This window comes from Parafrankia sp. EAN1pec (assembly GCF_000018005.1).
Taxonomy (GTDB): Bacteria; Actinomycetota; Actinomycetes; order Frankiales; family Frankiaceae; genus Parafrankia; species Parafrankia soli.
Map to the genome: position 1 here is coordinate 1,854,124 of NC_009921.1, position 16,458 is coordinate 1,870,581.

The 16,458-nt window shown below is 74.2% G+C and carries 13 protein-coding genes; 9 read left to right on the forward strand and 4 right to left on the reverse strand.

What is annotated here, in order from left to right; genetic code table 11:
- Positions 1 to 6: 6 nt before the first annotated feature.
- The 6 genes from FRANEAN1_RS07555 (at position 7) to FRANEAN1_RS07580 (ending at position 10,486) form a co-directional block, all read left to right on the forward strand.
- Positions 7 to 3,081 (forward strand): DUF5691 domain-containing protein, encoded by a 3,075-nt coding sequence (locus FRANEAN1_RS07555; protein ID WP_041255640.1) that lies wholly within the window; start codon positions 7 to 9, stop codon positions 3,079 to 3,081.
- A complete protein-coding gene (locus FRANEAN1_RS07560; RefSeq protein WP_020459165.1) occupies positions 3,078 to 4,265 on the forward strand; it encodes an AAA family ATPase in 1,188 nt (395 codons plus the stop codon). Before FRANEAN1_RS07555 ends, FRANEAN1_RS07560 begins: the two co-directional genes overlap by 4 nt.
- A complete protein-coding gene (locus tag FRANEAN1_RS07565) occupies positions 4,262 to 6,742 on the forward strand; it encodes a DUF5682 family protein (protein WP_020459166.1) in 2,481 nt (826 codons plus the stop codon). Before FRANEAN1_RS07560 ends, FRANEAN1_RS07565 begins: the two co-directional genes overlap by 4 nt.
- 65 nt (positions 6,743 to 6,807) lie before the next feature.
- Positions 6,808 to 7,965: an RNA-guided endonuclease TnpB family protein gene (locus FRANEAN1_RS07570; protein WP_041253817.1), complete on the forward strand. Its 1,158-nt coding sequence runs from the start codon at positions 6,808 to 6,810 to the stop codon at positions 7,963 to 7,965.
- Positions 7,966 to 8,143: 178 nt separating this feature from the next.
- Positions 8,144 to 9,286: a VWA domain-containing protein gene (locus FRANEAN1_RS07575; RefSeq protein WP_049795912.1), complete on the forward strand. Its 1,143-nt coding sequence runs from the start codon at positions 8,144 to 8,146 to the stop codon at positions 9,284 to 9,286.
- Between the two features lie 150 nt (positions 9,287 to 9,436).
- A complete protein-coding gene (locus FRANEAN1_RS07580; protein ID WP_020459169.1) occupies positions 9,437 to 10,486 on the forward strand; it encodes an aldo/keto reductase in 1,050 nt (349 codons plus the stop codon).
- Positions 10,487 to 10,589: 103 nt separating this feature from the next.
- Here the strand turns inward: FRANEAN1_RS07580 and FRANEAN1_RS07585 are convergent, their stop codons facing one another.
- Positions 10,590 to 10,823 (reverse strand): hypothetical protein, encoded by a 234-nt coding sequence (locus tag FRANEAN1_RS07585; RefSeq protein ID WP_020459170.1) that lies wholly within the window; start codon positions 10,821 to 10,823, stop codon positions 10,590 to 10,592.
- A 45-nt stretch (positions 10,824 to 10,868) separates the two neighbouring features.
- Between FRANEAN1_RS07585 and FRANEAN1_RS07590 the strand changes: the two genes are divergently transcribed.
- A complete protein-coding gene (locus tag FRANEAN1_RS07590) occupies positions 10,869 to 11,606 on the forward strand; it encodes a hypothetical protein (protein WP_020459171.1) in 738 nt (245 codons plus the stop codon).
- Positions 11,607 to 11,722: 116 nt separating this feature from the next.
- Here FRANEAN1_RS07590 and FRANEAN1_RS07595 read toward each other — a convergent pair whose 3' ends face one another.
- Positions 11,723 to 12,154 carry a nitroreductase/quinone reductase family protein gene (locus FRANEAN1_RS07595; protein WP_020459172.1) on the reverse strand — a complete coding sequence of 144 codons (432 nt, stop codon included), beginning with the start codon at positions 12,152 to 12,154 and terminating at the stop codon, positions 11,723 to 11,725.
- 339 nt (positions 12,155 to 12,493) lie between these two features.
- On the opposite strand from FRANEAN1_RS07595, the gene FRANEAN1_RS07600 reads away from it, so the two are divergent.
- On the forward strand, positions 12,494 to 13,240 hold the full coding sequence (locus FRANEAN1_RS07600) for a TNT domain-containing protein (protein WP_020459173.1): 747 nt from the start codon (positions 12,494 to 12,496) through the stop codon (positions 13,238 to 13,240).
- Positions 13,241 to 13,268: 28 nt separating this feature from the next.
- Here the strand turns inward: FRANEAN1_RS07600 and FRANEAN1_RS07605 are convergent, their stop codons facing one another.
- Positions 13,269 to 13,655, reverse strand: a complete 387-nt coding sequence (locus tag FRANEAN1_RS07605) for a VOC family protein (protein WP_020459174.1) — start codon at positions 13,653 to 13,655, stop codon at positions 13,269 to 13,271.
- A 204-nt stretch (positions 13,656 to 13,859) separates the two neighbouring features.
- Entirely contained in the window at positions 13,860 to 15,086 is a 1,227-nt protein-coding gene (locus FRANEAN1_RS07610) for a DegT/DnrJ/EryC1/StrS family aminotransferase (protein ID WP_020459175.1), read from the reverse strand.
- A gap of 409 nt (positions 15,087 to 15,495) precedes the next feature.
- On the opposite strand from FRANEAN1_RS07610, the gene FRANEAN1_RS07615 reads away from it, so the two are divergent.
- Positions 15,496 to 16,356: an LLM class flavin-dependent oxidoreductase gene (locus FRANEAN1_RS07615; protein WP_347177023.1), complete on the forward strand. Its 861-nt coding sequence runs from the start codon at positions 15,496 to 15,498 to the stop codon at positions 16,354 to 16,356.
- The last annotated feature ends 102 nt before the right edge of the window (positions 16,357 to 16,458 follow it).

Genomic DNA, 16,458 nt, shown 5'->3' on the forward strand with positions numbered 1-16,458 from the left:
GCCGTCGTGTCGAACACCACCAGTCCGCCCGTCGAGCGCGGGCAGGCGCTCGCCCTGGCGCCGGATCAGGCGTCCGTGAAGGCGGGCGAGAGGCTCGCGGTCGCCGGGTCCTGGCCGCTGGCGGGCGGCGACGCCGAGGCGCTGTGGGGTGAGTGCAGGGGCAGCGGAAAGTCGCCCTACCGGGTCGTCGTGGCCCTCGCGGATCATGCCTCGAAGTGCTCGTGCCCGAGCCGGAAGTTCCCCTGCAAGCACGCCCTCGGCCTGATGCTGCTCGCCGCGGCCGGCGGCGTGGCCGGTGCCGGCGGCGGGCGTCCGCCGTGGGCCGCGGAATGGCTCGACCGGCGGGTGGCGCGCTTCGCCGCGGCGGCGAGCGCGGGCACGCGGGCCGCCACCGGGCCTGAGTCCGAGCGCTCCGCGGCGGGGGCGGCCCGGCGCGAGGCGAGCCGTGCGGCCAAGGTCGACGCCGGTGTCGCGGAGCTGGCCCGCTGGCTGTCCGACCTGGCCGGGGAGGGGCTCGGAGCCGCCCAGGCCAGGCCGGCCGACTGGTGGCGGGCCGCCGCCGCCCGCATGGTCGACGCGCAGGCACCCGGCCTCGCCGAGATGATCCACGAGGCCGCGCAGATCGCCGGGTCGGCGGCCCGGCGGCCTGACTGGCCGTCCCGGCTGGTCGACCGTGTCGGGCTGCTGCACCTGCTGTGCGAGGGCTGGGCCCGCCGCGCCGACCTGCCCGCCGACGTCGTGGCGGTCCTGCGCGACCGGATCGGTTTCACCGTTCCCGTGGCCACTGTGCTCGCCGGCGAGCACATCGTCGGCGAGGTCGACGTGCTGGGGGCGCACGAGTTCGGCGCGGGGCGGGCGCGGGGGCGCCGGCAGTGGCTACGTCTGGTCGAGTCGGGGCGGCTGGCGGTGCTCGTCGACTTCGCGGTGAACGGCCAGGGGATGCCACCGCCGCTGCCCCGGGGCTCGCGGGTCAGGGCCGATCTCGCGCCGTATCCCGGGCGCCGCCCGGCGCGGGTGGCGCCCGGCGCGCCGGGCGGCGCCGCGGCCGTCGTCGACCCCGTCGGCACAGATCTCTTCGCGCCCACCTGGCGGGCCGCGCTGGCCTGCGTCGCGTCGGCCCTGGCGGTCGACCCGTTCGCGGCCGTCGTCGCGCTGACCGTCCGCGGTGTCACGGTGCTGCCGCCGGGCGCCGGGGCCGGTCCGCTGCCCAGGAGCGGTCCGTGGCTGCTGCGGGACTCCGCCGGCGAGGCGTTGCCGCTCGCCGACGAGGCCGTGGCGCAGTGGGGCTGGCACATGCTCGCGGCCGGCGGGGGAGCGGGCCTCGACGTGGTCGCCGAATGGGACTCGTTCACCCTGACACCCCTGGCCGCCACGCCGTCGCGCACCGCGCGGGCGGAGGACATGCCCGGCCGGGCCCCCGTCCCGGTAGTCGCGGCACCGGTCGCCCCGGTGCCGACGCCGGGGTGGACGGACCTCGTCGACGCCGCGGTGATCGGCGTGAGCCGCCGCCCGTCGCCGGTGATTCCCGGGCTCCCTGATCCCGGCGGGCGTCCGGGCGAGGAGGAACGCCTGCTCCGGGTCGCGGCGCTGGCCGCGGTGACCAGGCGGGCCGGTCAGCTGGCCGCCGATGCCTCCGCGGTGCCCGCGCCGCCTCCCGCCGCGGCGGATGAGCACCCACCGTGCCCCCCGACGGCGGTCGTGCCCGTTCCCACCGAGGTGGGCGCCGCCGAGACAGCCGAGCTCGAGGAGTGGCTGGACCTGCTGGCCGAAGGAGGCTGGCGCCCGCCGGACACCCTGCTTCCCGCGCTGGTCGAGCTCGGCCGGCGGTCGACCGAGCTGCGCCCCCGCCTGCTACGGGTCCTCGGCCCGCGCGGCCGCTGGTTCGCCGCGCTCCACCCGGACGCCGGCTGGGCGGGGCCCGTCGGCGTCGCGGGCTGGCCGAGCGCGAGCGCGCAGCAGCGCCGATCCCTCATCGCCGCGCTGCGGCACACCGACCCGGCGGCCGCCGCCGAGCTGCTGCGCGGCGGCGCGGGCGAACCTCCCTTCGTCCCGTTCCGCCGGGCCGGCGGAGCCGAGCGCCTCGCCTTCGTCCAGGCGCTGCGCACCGGCCTCGGCCCGTACGACGAGGAGCTGTTGGAGGCAGCCCTGGACGACCGCCGGTCCGACGTGCGCGACGCGGCGGTCCAGGTTCTGCTGGAACTTCCCGGTACCCGTTTCGCGGCGCGGGCCGCCGCCCGCACCGAGCGGGCCTTCACGGTGCATCGCGGCACCCTGCGCGTGCACCCGCCGGCGGTGCTCACCGACGAGATGGCGCGGGACGGCGTCTCGCCTGACGGGCCGTCCCGCGCCAGGGCGCAGGCCGACGGGCCGGCCCGGATGCTGCTCGCGGAGATCGCCCGGGTGGACCCGCGGCTGTGGCCGGAGCGGACCGGCCTGTCCCCGCAGAAGTTCCTGAGCGCCAGGGCGCTCTGGGAGCCCGCGCCGAGCTTCCCCGCGCTGACCCTGGCGCCCTACCTCGTCGGCCCGGTCGTCCGGCACCGTGACCCGGAATGGGCGCTCGCGCTGATCCCGAAGGTCGAACCGCGCTCGCAGGGGGTGCTGATCGGCTGCCTGCCGGAGCCCGACCGGCTGCGCGCGTTCGACCTCGCCCTGAGCGGGACCGGCCATGCCACGCAGCGCTGGGGCCTGCTCCTCGGCAGATCCGGCGGGCACGGCCTCGGCAACACCGCCCTGGGGAACCTCATCACGCTTCTCGCCGGGATACCCGGGCCCTGGTCGGCGGAATTCACCCGGGCGGCCGGCCCCGCCATCACGGCCATCGTCACCGCACCGGTCGACGCACCGGGCTCCGATCCCCAGCAGCGGGCAACGGCCCGCACGCTGCACGCCCGGGTGCGGGCGCTGCTCGCCAACCTCGCCTGGCGGGTGGAGCCGTACGTCGGCATCCCCGACCTGGACCCGTCCACCATGCCGGCCGAGACGGTGTCCGGCTACCAGCGCCTCGCGGCCGTGCTCGCCCAGCGGCGAGCCCGCCGCGACACCCTGCTCTCCCGTTCGAGCTCGAAGAAAGGCTCGTCATGACGACATCGACCCAGCCGCCCGCCGGGATCGCGCCCGAGACCACCGCCGTCCCGACGCGGCCGGTCGGTGCCGCCCCGCAGGGCTCCGGCGACCAGCTGCTGCGCCCGCACGCGGAGCAGGCGTTCGCCGCCGAGCTGGCCGCTCTCGCCGCGACCGACCGGCGCCGCCGTCCGCCGTCCTGGCGGCTCTCGCCCTGGGCCGTCGTCACCTACGTGCTCGGCGGCACGCTGGAGGACGGCACGGTGATCACACCCAAGTACATCGGCTCGCGGCGGCTCGTCGAGGTCGCCGTGGCCACCCTCGCGACCGACCGGGCGCTGCTGCTCCTCGGCAGCCCGGGCACGGCGAAGTCGTGGCTGTCCGAGCACCTCGCCGCCGCGATCTCCGGCGACTCGACCCTGGTCGTGCAGGGCACGGCCGGCACGTCCGAGGACGCTGTCCGCTACGGCTGGAACTACGCGCGGCTCATCGCCGAGGGGCCGTCCAAGGACGCGATGGTGCCCTCGCCGGTGATGCGCGCGATGGCCGGGGGCTCGCTCGCCAGGGTCGAGGAGCTCACCCGGATGGGCGCCGAGGTACAGGACGCGCTGATCACCGTGCTGTCGGAGAAGACGCTGCCCGTCGCGGAGCTCGCCAGCGAGGTGCAGGCCGTCGCCGGGTTCAACATCATCGCCACCGCCAACGACCGGGACCGGGGCGTCAACGAGATGTCCTCGGCGCTGCGCCGGCGGTTCAACACCGTCGTGCTGCCGCTGCCGGCCACGGAGGACGTCGAGGTCGAGATCGTCAGCCGCCGCGTCGCCCAGCTGGGCCGCGCGCTGGACCTGCCGGCCGAGCCGCCGGCGGGCGCCGAGGTCCGCCGCGTCGTGCGGATCTTCCGCGAGCTGCGCTCCGGGGTCACCAGCGACGGCCGCACCACGGTGCGGACACCGTCGTCGACCCTGTCCACCGCCGAGGCGATCAGCGTGATCACGGGCGGGCTGACCCTGGCCGCCCACTTCGGCGACGGCAGGCTGTCGGCCGAGGACGTCGCCGCCGGGCTCGTCGGGGCCGTGGTCAAGGATCCCTCCACCGACCCCGTGGTCTGGCGGGAGTACCTCGAGGGCGTCGTGCGGGACCGCGACGGTTGGAAGGACCTGTACCAGGCCTGCTGGGATCTCGACACGGAGGCGCGCGGCAGATGAGCGTCACCGTCCTGGGCATCCGCCACCACGGGCCGGGCTCCGCACGGGCGGTCGAGGCGGCGCTCGCCGAGCTCGACCCGGACCTCGTCCTCGTCGAGGGCCCGGCGGAGGGCGACGCCGCCCTCGCGCACACCGGCTCGCTCACCCCGCCGGTCGCGCTGACGGTCTACGCCCGCGACGAACCGCGCGACGCCGCCTTCTGGCCGTTCGCCGAGTTCTCCCCCGAGTGGCGGGCGCTGCTGCACGGCGCCGCCACAGGCGTCCCGGTGCGTTTCGTCGACCTGCCCTTCGGGCTCTCCCTGGCGCTGCGGCGCCAGGAGCAGGCCGAGGCAGCGGCCAGGGCCGTCGACGCCGATGCTGAGGCCGGCGGCCCGGACGGCGCCGGTTCGCGCAGCGCCAACCCGCCCGGTGCCAGCTCCCCCGGTGATGCCGCTGGCGGTGACGGCGCTGGCGGTGACGGCGCGGGCGGCGAGGGCGGCGAGGGCGAGCCCGCGCACCTGGTCGAGGACGACCCGCTCGGATGGCTGGCACGGGCAGCCGGGCACGACGACCCGGAGCGATTCTGGGAGGACCTCGTCGAACACCGCCGGCTCGCCCGGGCCGGTTCGGGTGAGCCGGGCCGGGACGGCGCCCTCGAGCTGTTCGCCGCGGTTGCCAACGCGATGACCGAGCTGCGCGACGAGGCCGGCACGGGCGACCGGGTGTCCCCCACGCGGGTGGAGCACCGGCGGCGGGAGGAGATGCGCGAGGCGCACATGCGCCTGGAGATCCGCCGGGCCGGCTCGGGGGCGGACGCGGCCGCTCGGATCGCCGTCGTCTGCGGGGCCTGGCACGTGCCGGCGCTGACCGGGGGGGCGGGGCGGACGTCGGCCACCGCCGACCAGCGCACGCTGCGCGGCGTGCGAGCCGTGCGCACCGACACGACGTGGGTTCCGTGGACGCACGCGCGGCTCGCCGCGGAGTCCGGGTACGGCGCCGGGGTCGCGTCACCCGGTTGGTACCACCATCTGTGGACCGCGCGTAACCAGGTCACGACCCGCTGGGTGACCCGGGTGGCGGGGCTGCTGCGCGCCGCCGACCTGCCCGCGTCCTCCGCCTCGGTGATCGAGACCGTCCGTCTCGCCGAGGCGCTCGCCGCCGTGCGCGAGCGGGCCGTCCCCGGGCTGACCGAGCTGAACGACGCCGTGCTCGCCGGTCTGTGCGGGGGCGACCCGGTTCCGCTGGCGGTGGTGCGCGAGCAGCTCGTCGTCGGGCGGGTGCTCGGCGCCGTCGGCGAGGACGTTCCGACCGTGCCGCTCGCCGCCGACCTCGCGCGCCTGCAGCGCCGGCTGCGGCTGCGGCCCGGGGCCGACGACCAGAAGATCCGGCTGGACCTGCGCAAGGACGTCGACCGGGAGCGCGGCCAGCTGCTGCGCCGGCTGCGCCTGCTCGACGTGCCGTGGGGGACGCCCGCAGCGACGTCGGGCACCGGGACCTTCGCCGAGGCGTGGACGCTGCGCTGGGAGCCGGAGTTCTCCGTCGCGGTGGTCGCCGCCGCCCGGTACGGCTCGACGGTCGCCGACGCGGCCACCGCGGTCATCACCGAACGGACGGAGGCCGCCGCCGACCTGCCGGCCGTCACCGCCCTGCTCGAGGCCGCGGTGCTCGCCGGGCTGCCCGCGGCGATGGCGGTCGTCGCGGCCGGGCTGGAACGCCGCGCCGCCGGCACCGGCGACGTCGCCCACCTGATGGCGGCGCTCGCCCCGCTGGCCCGCATCCACCGGTACGGCGACGTGCGCGCGACCGACACGACGGGCGTCGCCGCCCTCGCCGAGAGCCTCATGGTGCGGATCTGCGCGGGGCTCCCGCCCGCCTGTGTGAGTCTCGACGACGACGCGGCGGACGCGATGGCCGCCGCGATCGACAGCGCCGACGGGGCGTTCCGACTGATCGCCGACCCCGAGCACGTCGAACGCTGGCACGTCGCCGTCCGCGCCGCCGCCGACATCCACGGTGGCAACAGCCTGGTCAACGGCAGGTGCACGCGGATCCTCTCGGACGCGGGTGACATCGACCAGGCAGAGGTGGCTCTCCGCCTTGACCGGGCGCTGTCCGCGGCGGGCGTCGCGCCGGCCGACGCCGCCCGCTGGCTGGAGGGCTTCCTCGGCTCCACCGGATCGGTGCTGGCCCGGGACCCGCGGATGCTCGGGCTCGTCGACGCCTGGCTGGCCTCGCTCACAGCCGACGCGTTCACCGTCGTCCTCGCGCCGTTGCGGCGGGTGTTCGCGGCCTTCACGGCACCGGAGCGCCGCATGATCGCCGAACGGGCCGGGTCGGGGCTGCCGCGGCCGGCCGGTGGCGGCACCGGCCCGACGACATCCACGGGCGGTCCGGCGGCCTGGGACGCCGACCGGGTCGCGCTCGTCCTGCCTGTCGTCGCGTCGCTCCTCACGATCCCCGGCCTGGAAAGGACGGCCACACATGACCGAGATGCGTAGCGCGCAGGCTCTGTCCTTCAGGGCGGGGTTAGCGCATCAACGACAGCGTGACAGGCGTGCCCGCTATGCTGTCACCTGTGGGGTCGAAGGTGGTGAAGCGGGCGTACCGCTACCGCTTCAACCCGACCCCCGATCAGGCCGCCCAGCTCGCGCGAACCTTCGGCTGTGTCCGCTACGTGTACAACCGGGCGCTCGCCGAACGGCACCGGGCCTGGTTCCAGGAGCAGCGGCGGGTCACCCACGCCGAGACCGACCGGATGCTCACGGCGTGGAAGCGCGACCCGGAAACGGAATGGCTCGCCGAGCCGTCGAAAGGCCCGCTTCAGGCCACGCTGCGGAATCTCCAGACCTCGTATGTGAACTTCTGGCAGAAACGCGCCGGCTACCCGACGTTCAAGAAGAAGGGCAGGACTCTCGACTCGGCGACCTACTTCCGGAACTGTTTCAGTTTTCGGGACGGTCGGATCACGCTGGCGAAGCAGGACGGGCCGCTGGCGATCGTCTGGTCGCGTCCGCTGCCCGAGGGCGCGGAGCCCTCGCAGGTCACGGTGTCGCGGAACGCCCGCGGCCAGTACCACATCTCGATCCTGGTCGAAGAGACGATCACTACGCTTCCCGCGTTGCCCGGGCGGGTGGGGATCGACGCGGGGGTCGCCTCGCTGGTCACCCTGTCGACGGGGGAGAAGGTGGCCAACCCGAAGCACGAGCGTCGGGACCGGGCCCGGCTGGCCCGTGCGCAGCGGGACCTGTCCCGGAAGGTGCAGGGGTCGGCGAACCGGGCGAAGGCCCGAGCGAGGGTCGCCCGGGTGCACGGTCGGATCGCCGACCGGCGTCGGGATCATCTCCACGCGCTGTCCACGAGGATCATCCGCGAGAACCAAACGGTGGTCATCGAGGATCTGTCCGTCCGCAACATGGTCAGGAACCATTCGCTCGCGCGGGCGATATCCGATGCTTCGTGGTCGGAGTTGCGGCGGATGTTGGAGTACAAGGCCGGCTGGTACGGTCGCACCCTCATTGCGATCGATCGGTTCTATCCGTCGTCCAAAACCTGTTCGGTGTGCGGGTCGATCGTGAAGGAACTGCCGCTCAACGTCCGGGAATGGGCCTGCCGTGGTTGCGGCACGGTCCACGACCGGGACGTGAACGCGGCGGTCAACATTCTGGCCGCGGGGCTCGCGGTGGCTGCCTGTGGAGATGGAGTGAGACCGCCTCGCTCCTGAAGCGAGGAGGCGTCCGTTGGTGAAGCAGGAACCCGCACCGCGAGGTGTGGGAATCCCCGGTCTTCAGACCGGGGAGGAGGTCAATGAGCGCACTCCGGCGGGCGAGGGGTCCACCCACGCCGGCACCCGCGCCGGTGCCGCCGTCGCCGACGACACGGAGCGGTTGCGGCGCTGGCGCATGGTGCTGGGCGCGCCGGCCGCGCCCGTCCTGGACGGGCGGATCTCCCTGTCCGGCCCCGACGGGGAGATCGACGCGGCGCTCGGTGCCCTCTACGACGCGGACGCGGCGGGGGAGGGGCGCCGGCGGCGCTCGGGCGGTCTGGGCGCGTCGGCGCCGTCCGTGGCCCGCTGGCTGGGAGATATCCGGACCTACTTCCCGACCTCGGTCGTGCGCGTGCTGCAACGCGACGCGGTCGCTCGCCTGGGGCTCGGTCAGCTCCTGCTCGAGCCGGAGCTGCTCGCGGCCGCGGAACCGGACGTCCACCTCGTCGGGACACTGCTGTCGCTGCGCTCCGCGCTGCCCGAACGCACCAGGGAGACCGCCCGCGCCGTGGTCCGGCGCGTCGTCGAGGACATCGAGCGGCGGTTGGAACAGTCGCTGCGCAGCGCCGTCCTGGGCGCCGTGGACCGGACGTCCCGCACCCGCACTCCCCGCCTGCCCGACGTCGACTGGGATCGCACCATCCTCGCGAACCTGCGCAACTACCAGCCTGAGCAGCACACCGTGATCGTCGATCGGCTCATCGGCCACACCAGGGCGCGGCGCACCGCCGCCCTGCGGGACGTCATCCTGCTCATCGACCAGTCCGGGTCGATGGCGTCGTCCGTCGTCTACGCGGGGGTGCTCGGCGCGTCACTGGCGACGCTGCGGGCCGTGTCCACCCGGCTGATCGTCTTCGACACGTCGGTGGTGGACCTGACCGACCAGCTCGACGACCCGGTCGACCTGCTGTTCGGCGTCCGGCTCGGCGGCGGGACCGACATCGACCGTGCCGTCGGCTACGGCGCGTCGCTCGTCACCCGGCCCACCGACACGGTCTTCGTCCTGATCAGCGACCTGATCGAGGGCGGTGACCAGTCGTCGCTGGTGGCCCGGCTGCGGGCGCTCGTCGAGGCCGGGGTGTGCGTCGTCGTCCTGCTCGCCCTGTCCGACGACGGCACCCCCGCCTACGACCACCGGCTCGCCGCGACCTGCGCCGAGCTCGGGGCGCCCGCGTTCGCCTGCACCCCGGACAGGTTCCCCGAGCTGCTGGCCACCGCGCTGCGCCGCGACGACGTCGGCCGCTGGGCCTCCGTCCAGGGGCTGGTGCGCCCGGCCTGACCGGGCGCCGGGGGCGCCGGGGCCGCCGGGGCCGCCCGGATGCCGGGTCCGCGGGGGTGCGTCGCGACGATCGCTGGTGAAATGCTGGGCCGGGCAGGCAGCGGGACGGCCGGCGGGGCCGGGCAACTGTGGGTGACGGAAGGCGGGAACATGCGGTACCGCAAGTTCGGGCGGACGGGCATCGAGGTCAGCCGGCAGTGCCTGGGATCCATGATGTTCGGTGTGATCGGCAACCCCGACCACGCCGCGTGCGAGCGCATCATCGCCCGGGCGCTGGACGCCGGGATCAACTTCATCGACACCGCCGACATCTACTCGCGGGGTGAGAGCGAGCAGATCGTCGGGAAGGCCATCAAGGGCCGCCGCGACGACATCGTCCTGGCCACCAAGTGCTTCAACCCGATGGGCGGGGACCGCAACCGCCGCGGCGCCTCCCGCCGGTGGATCACGCGCGCCGTCGAGGACAGCCTCCGCCGCCTCGACACCGACTACATCGACCTCTTCCAGATCCACCGGCATGACTGGAACACCGACCTGGAAGAGACCCTCGGCGCGCTGAACGACCTCGTGCACCAGGGCAAGATCCGTTACCTGGGCTCGTCGACGTTTCCCGCGGACTGGATCGTCGAGGCGCAGTGGGCCGCCCGCCGCCGCAACACCGAGCGTTTCGTCTGCGAGCAGCCCCAGTACTCGATCTTCGCCCGCTCGGTCGAGCAGGCCGTCCTGCCCGCCTGCCGGCGGCACGACATCGCGGTGATTCCCTGGAGCCCGCTCTCCGGCGGCTGGCTGACCGGGAAGTACCGGCGCGGGCAGGCGGTGCCGGCCGACGCCCGGTACGCGGCCGGCAATGTCATGGCACAGGGGCGGGCCGTCGGGGAGAGCCCCGAGTCGCAGGCCCGGTTCGACGCGGTCGAGCAGCTGTCCGCGGTGGCGGCGGAGGCCGGCCTCTCCCTCACCCATCTTGCGCTCGGGTTCGTGGAGAGCCATCCGGCGATCACTTCGACGATCATCGGCCCGCGCACGATGGAGCAGCTCGAGGACGTCCTCAGCGGGGCCGACGTCGTGCTCGACGCGGCGACGCTCGACGCGATCGACAAGATCGTGGAGCCCGGGACCGATTTCGTCGGCGTCCGGCACATGACCGGTGACCCGTCCCTGCTGCCCGAGACGCGCCGGCGGCTGGCAACGCAGTTCGGCTGACCCGGCCCCGGCCGATGCCCTCACGACCGGTTCACCGGGCATCGGCCGCAGGTCACACCCGCGGTCGGTCACACCCGCGGGGGCGCCGGCCGTCCGGCCGCGGTCAGGGCGCCGCCGGGGGATCGGTCGCGGGGGGCGTCCCGGGCGCGTCGCCGGACGCCTCCGCGTGCCGCTCGAGGAGCCGGGCGCGGATCTCGTCCGGGGCGTAGGCGCGGCGGGTCCGCTCAGAGCGTGCCAGCACAGCCCCGCCGGCGGCGACCCCGACGATGCCGGCCAGCCCCAGCACCTTCCACCAGCGGCCCGCGCCCGATCCGAAGCTCGGTTTCCACCTCTGCATCCGCCCAGGCTACGGAGACGGGCGCGACCTCCTACGCTGGGGGACATGGGCGGACGTCCGCTGACCCTCGACCAGGCGGTGGAGCTCAGCCGCACCGGTGACGTGTGGGTCTTCCGTGGCCGGAGTCCCGCCGACCGGGCGATCCAGATGACGACGAACAGCCCGGTGAACCACGTCGGGATGGCCGTCGTCCTCGACGACCTGCCGCCACTGATGTGGCACGCGGAGCTCGGTCGGTCGCTTCGTGACGTCTGGTCCGGCAGCCACCACCGCGGAGTGCAGCTGCACGACCTCCGCGAGGCCGTCGTCGTGTGGGGCGCGCGGTACGGCCAGCGGGCCTGGCTGCGCCAGCTCGAGCCGACGGCGGGCCGTGAGGCCGAGGACGCCGTCCTGCGCACGGTGGCCCGGCTGGACGGCACACCGTTCCCGTCCACGGCCCGGCTCGCCACCCGGTGGCTGGGAGGCCGACTGCCGGCGCCGCGGACGTTCCGGCGCCGCCGGGCCCGGACCGGTCCGGATTCCGCGCCGGCCGCCGGCCCGGAGCCGGCGGCCGGCGCGGAATCCGGTGCAGGCGTCGAGACCGGGGGCGGGCTGGAGTCCGCCTACTGTGCCGAGGTCGTCGCGCTCACCTACGAGGCGATGGGGCTACTGGAGCCGGGCCGGCGGCCGAACTGGTACGACCCGGGCCGGTTCTGGAGCGGTGACGACCTGCGGCTCGCCGGCGGCCACCGCCTCGGGGTCGAGATCGCCGTCGAGCTGCCGGCCCCGCCGAGCCGTGGGTGAACACCGCGAACACCGCGAACACCACGAAGCCGAAACGGACACCGAGCTCGGGGGGAACGCGTGCCGCCCCCGAAGCCCGTGGCGGACCGCCACGGGCTTCCCGCATCACGGACCGGTCAGGAGTTGCCGGCGGGAACGAGCTCGACGACGGGGATGACCCTGGACGTCGCCTCCTGCAGCACCTCGAACTGCGGGTACCGCCGCGCCTGGCGGGTGTACATCGCGCTGCGCTCCGCACCGTGCAGCTCGGTGGCCGTGACCCGGAGGACCTGGCCGTCGACCTCGATCGTGGCGTTCGGGTTCGCCCGCAGCTGTTCCATCCAGTGCGGATCCTCGTCCGCGCCGTCGTTGGCCGCGAACACGAAGTAGCGGCCGCGTTCGGCGTAGAAGTTCAGCGGGCTCACGTGCGGCGACCCGTCGGCCTCCGGACCACTGTCCAGCAGCAGCAGGGTGGCGCCCTCGAACCTGCCGGCGGGCCGGCCGCCGTTGGCCCGGAACTCCTCGATGAACTCCTTGATCTCCTGCGCGCTGTACATCTTCCTGCTCATCGTCCCGCTTCCTTCTCGTTGTGCCAGGGCCTGGCACCTGCTCGCCGTCCCAGGCCCTGAAGCCGTGCCGACTCCGCGCGAAGCACTCTGATTACGTCCCGGGCCCGGCCGGCCACTGTGCGACGTCCTTCACGCGACGTGAGCCACGTTGCATCCGGCAGGCCGGTATCCGGCCACGCGGTCACGCGGGGGCGCGTTCGGAGGCCCGGGCCGCGCGCTGTCCGCTCGAAGGTGGCGACACGCGACGCAATGCTCCAATCCGACCTCGCGCTCCAGGTCAAGATCAGCTAATTACCGTTCGAAGTCGCCGCGCCAGGCGCAGGACTTCGGGAGGAAAAGGTGCGTTTCCGCAGGACGCTGGTCTCGCTGGCGGCCGGAGGGATGCTGTGCTCCGCAACGGCCCCGGCCGCCGCCGACGCGATCTCACCGCCGAAGATCCAGCCCTTCGATGAATGTTCTGCGGCGGACTACCAGAACGATCCCCGGCTGGGGCCGGCAAAGCTTCCGTTCTTCGGCGACGTCGGCGATGAGGTCGACGACTACTCGCGGACCGGCGGCCATTCGACCGATCAGTTCCTGGGTACCTGGTGGGACCCGTCCGCCAGTTTCTCGCCGTTCCCGTCCATACCGGGGAACTGGATCTTCCCGCCGGCGGACGGCTATTACATCAACCCGGACGGCTCGCCGGTCAGGACCAAGGTGTCGCTGGTTCCGGGCCAGCGGATCGACCGTTTCGGCCTGCCACGCGGCAGCTTCCTCTCGCCTCGGGGAACGGACTACGAGAACAGGTCGATCCCGCCGTCCAACCTCGACGACGCCGCGGATCCGGGCGACTGCAATTACCACACCTACCAGGTGGTCCGGGAGTTCCGGGTGTTTTCCGGGGCGATCCGCCCGTGGTTCGACCAGCCCGGTAACGGCCTGCAGTACCAGGTCGTGTGTTCGCTCGTCCCGGGGGCGACGGCGTCGCCACGGTGCAACCAGACGACGGGAAACCTGCAGGTCCAGTACCTGCTGGACAAAAAGTACCTCGTGGAAGTTCCCACGGACGACCGGATTGTCCGACCCGCCGGCCCGCCTCGGTGAAACGGGCTCGGCCGGCGGGCCCGGTGGGCTACCGGCCGAGCATGGCCTCCAGCGCGATGTTGTCGGCGTCACGGAAGGCGAGGATCCATCCGAACGGAAGCTCCTGGGTGGGGGTGAACGCGGCCCCGGCCTTGGCCAGCCTTTCCTCGAGGACGTCGAGATCGGTCATGCTCTCGACGGAGAAGGACAGGTGGTCGAGGCCGGGCCGGGTCTCGTCGAACAGGTCCGTGCCGCCGCCGTCGTGTTCGCGCAGAACGATGCTCAGGCCGCCGGGAAGAACACCGTGGGCGAAGGACGTCGTGTCACCGCGGCCCCGCACCAGCTCCTTCCAGTCGAGAATCTCGGTGTACCAGCGGCAGCTGATGTCCAGGTCCCGCACTGTCAGGCTCACGTGTGACACACCGCTGAGCGGCATTTCCGTCCTCCAGGTCTCGGACAGCCGAACCGGCGTGCTTCGGCCTGCGCCGGCCCGCCGGGGTGTTTCGTGCCTCGGCGGCTCATACGGCCGTCCGGGCAGGCCCGACTGTAGGGAAGGGCGTCAACGGGTGCGCGATCCGAACGGCCTTCCCGTACACCGGGCCGGCCGCGTCTGCGACGGCTGCGTCCGCGACGGCCGGTCTCAGCGCGGGGCGCCGGGGTGTGCGCCGAGTTCCGCGGTGAGCGCGGCGACGAACCGGTCCCGCCGCGGCGCGGGGAGTTCCGGGTAGGCAGGCAGGAACACCAGGCCGGTCAGGACTCGCCGAGCGCCCGGTGGGGCGGGTTCGACGGCGCCTATCTGACTGGTGGTCGGCGCCGCGTCGACGCCCGCCGCCCGCAGCGCCTCGACCACGCGGGCCGGGTCGTCGACGATGACGGGGAACAGCCAGTAAGTGTGGTGTTCCGCGGCGCCGCCGGGACGGAACACCTCCGGTGGCAGCGCGCCGGCGAGCGCCTCGCCGGCGGCGGCGCGCCGTCGCAGCCGGTTCGCGGGGAACCGGGCCAGGCGCCGGGTCACCATGCGGGCGAGGGCCGGGCAGGGCCGGCGCTGCAGCCAGCCGGTGAACCCCCGTTCGTCCCGTGGCACCCGGGAGCGCACCAGTGCCTGCGGGTCCCGCCGCCGCGCACCGCCGAAGAGCAGGCCGTAGGGCCGGGGACGGGACAGCGCCAGCGCGACGACGCATACGACGGCCCGTCTGGCGTACTCGCGCCGGGACTGCGCGGGCCACCGCTCCTGGCGGGCACGCATGTCGGCGGCGAGGTCGGGTCGGCGGGTCCAGGCGACGGCGCCGCCGAGCGCGGTGGCGGTCTTGAGCAGGCCGAAGCTGAACAGGGACACGTCGGCGCGCGGGTCGCCGCGGTCGGCCGGCCCCTGGATCGACTGGGCGCAGTCCTCGATGAGCAGCAGGCCGTGCGCGCGGGCGGCCCGGGCGGCGGCGTCGAGGCTGGACCGCGCGCCGAACAGGTGGGTGACGACGAGCGCGCGCGTCCGATCGGTGATCGCCGCGTCGAGCGCCGCCTCGTCGACGGCGAGCGTGAGCGGATCGATGTCGACGGGGACGGGGCGCAGGCCGTGCAGCTCGATGATCCTGATCATGTCCGGGTGGGTGACGGCAGAGATCGCGACGTCGCTGCCCGCCGGGAGGCGCGCGGCGCTCAGCAGCAGGTGGAATGCGGACCGCACGGACAGGCACAGGAGGCCGTCGGCGTCGGGGCCTGGGCGGTCGCGGGGGCTGCCGAGGTCTGGATGTGGCCCGTGGCCCCTCCGGCCGATCACGGACGGTGCGCCGCGCCGCCTGACTCCGGCGGTCAGCGCGTACATCGCTCCGGCCACGGTGCAGTCGATGCGGTGCGTGGGGAAGAGGTTCACAGGTAGTACTTACCAGGGCATATGGGTTATCCATCGTACGAAGTGCTTGTCGTGGAGCATGCGCGCCCGGCGCCGCGCCGCCCGCGGGCCGACCACCACCATCCGCGGCGGCGACGGAACGGCGCGGTTGTGGAACATTGCGGACGGGTAGACAGCCGGGCGTCGACTCAATGAGATCCACGGACGCCCCGAGAGCAGCGAGCCGGACCAGCCCCAGCCGTCGACTGATCAAGGCCACGCACAGGCACTGCCAACCGGCCCGTATTTGCCCTGGCCACAGTCGTGATCTTGCGTAGCGGGCGGGCGGGCGGTCGGGCAGTCACTGGATAACAACGCTGCGGGTAGTCCGGTCCCCGGGTAGCCTCCCCACGTGCATTCCGGTATCTGTGTGCCCAATCTCGGTGAATTCGTGGATCCGCGCCGGGTCATGGACCTGGCGCGGCGAGCCGAGAACGCGGGGTGGGACGGCTTCTTCGTCTGGGACCACGTGGTCTTCCCCTACGGCCCGGCCCAGGAGGTGGCCGACCCCTGGGTGCTGCTGACCACGGTGGCGCTGGCGACCGAGCGGATCAGGTTCGGCCCGCTGGTCACCCCGGTGGCGCGACGGCGTCCCGGGTCGCTGGCCCGCCAGACCACGTCGCTGGACCGGCTCTCCGGGGGGCGGCTGGTGTTCGGCTCGGGGCTCGGCTGGACGCTGCCGGCGGAGTACGGCACCTGGGGCGAACCGGTCGAGCCCCGGGAGGTGGCGCTGCGGCTGGACGAGGGCCTGGCGGTGCTGGCGGGGCTCTGGTCGGGGGAGCGCGTGGAGTTCCGCGGCGAGTACCTGACCGCCACCGACGTCACGTTCCTGCCCACCCCGGTGCAGCGCCCGCGGCCGCCGGTCTGGATCGGCTGCAACTGGCCGAACCGGCTTCCGCTGCGTCGTGCGGCCCGGTGGGACGGCATCGCCCCGATGATCATAAACCCGCGGGATGGTTCCGCGGAACCGACGGCCGCCGCGGTGGCCGAGATCGTCGCCACCGTCAGCGAGTACCGGGCCGCCGCCGGGCAGGGGGCCGGCAGTGAGCCCTGCAGTCGGCAGCGGGCCGGCGGCGAAGTGTTCGACGTGGTGATCACCGGGCGGACCGGGCCGGATGAGCCGGGCGCGGCGCGGGAGACGGTCGAGTCGATCGCGGCGGCCGGCGCGACCTGGTGGCTGGAGGGCTTCCGCCCGGCGCCCGGGGAGTACGCCGCCGCCCTGCGGAGAATCGAGGCGGGCCCGCCGCTCTAGAACGGGCCCGCCGCTCTGGAACAGCCCAGCCGCAGTGATCCGCTGGCCGTCGGAACGGCTGGCGGATCACCGCGGCTGGGGATGACCGAGCGGTGGGCGGTT

Bases quoted from the DNA above. Each gene is read 5' to 3' on its own strand.
- FRANEAN1_RS07560 (WP_020459165.1), top strand. From the start codon at position 3,078: ATGACGACATCGACCCAGCCGCCCGCCGGGATCGCGCCCGAGACCACC.
- FRANEAN1_RS07565 (WP_020459166.1), top strand. From the start codon at position 4,262: ATGAGCGTCACCGTCCTGGGCATCCGCCACCACGGGCCGGGCTCCGCA.
- FRANEAN1_RS07570 (WP_041253817.1), top strand. From the start codon at position 6,808: ATGCTGTCACCTGTGGGGTCGAAGGTGGTGAAGCGGGCGTACCGCTAC.
- FRANEAN1_RS07575 (WP_049795912.1), top strand. From the start codon at position 8,144: ATGGTGCTGGGCGCGCCGGCCGCGCCCGTCCTGGACGGGCGGATCTCC.
- FRANEAN1_RS07580 (WP_020459169.1), top strand. From the start codon at position 9,437: ATGCGGTACCGCAAGTTCGGGCGGACGGGCATCGAGGTCAGCCGGCAG.
- FRANEAN1_RS07585 (WP_020459170.1), bottom strand. From the start codon at position 10,823: ATGCAGAGGTGGAAACCGAGCTTCGGATCGGGCGCGGGCCGCTGGTGG.
- FRANEAN1_RS07590 (WP_020459171.1), top strand. From the start codon at position 10,869: ATGGGCGGACGTCCGCTGACCCTCGACCAGGCGGTGGAGCTCAGCCGC.
- FRANEAN1_RS07595 (WP_020459172.1), bottom strand. From the start codon at position 12,154: ATGAGCAGGAAGATGTACAGCGCGCAGGAGATCAAGGAGTTCATCGAG.
- FRANEAN1_RS07605 (WP_020459174.1), bottom strand. From the start codon at position 13,655: ATGCCGCTCAGCGGTGTGTCACACGTGAGCCTGACAGTGCGGGACCTG.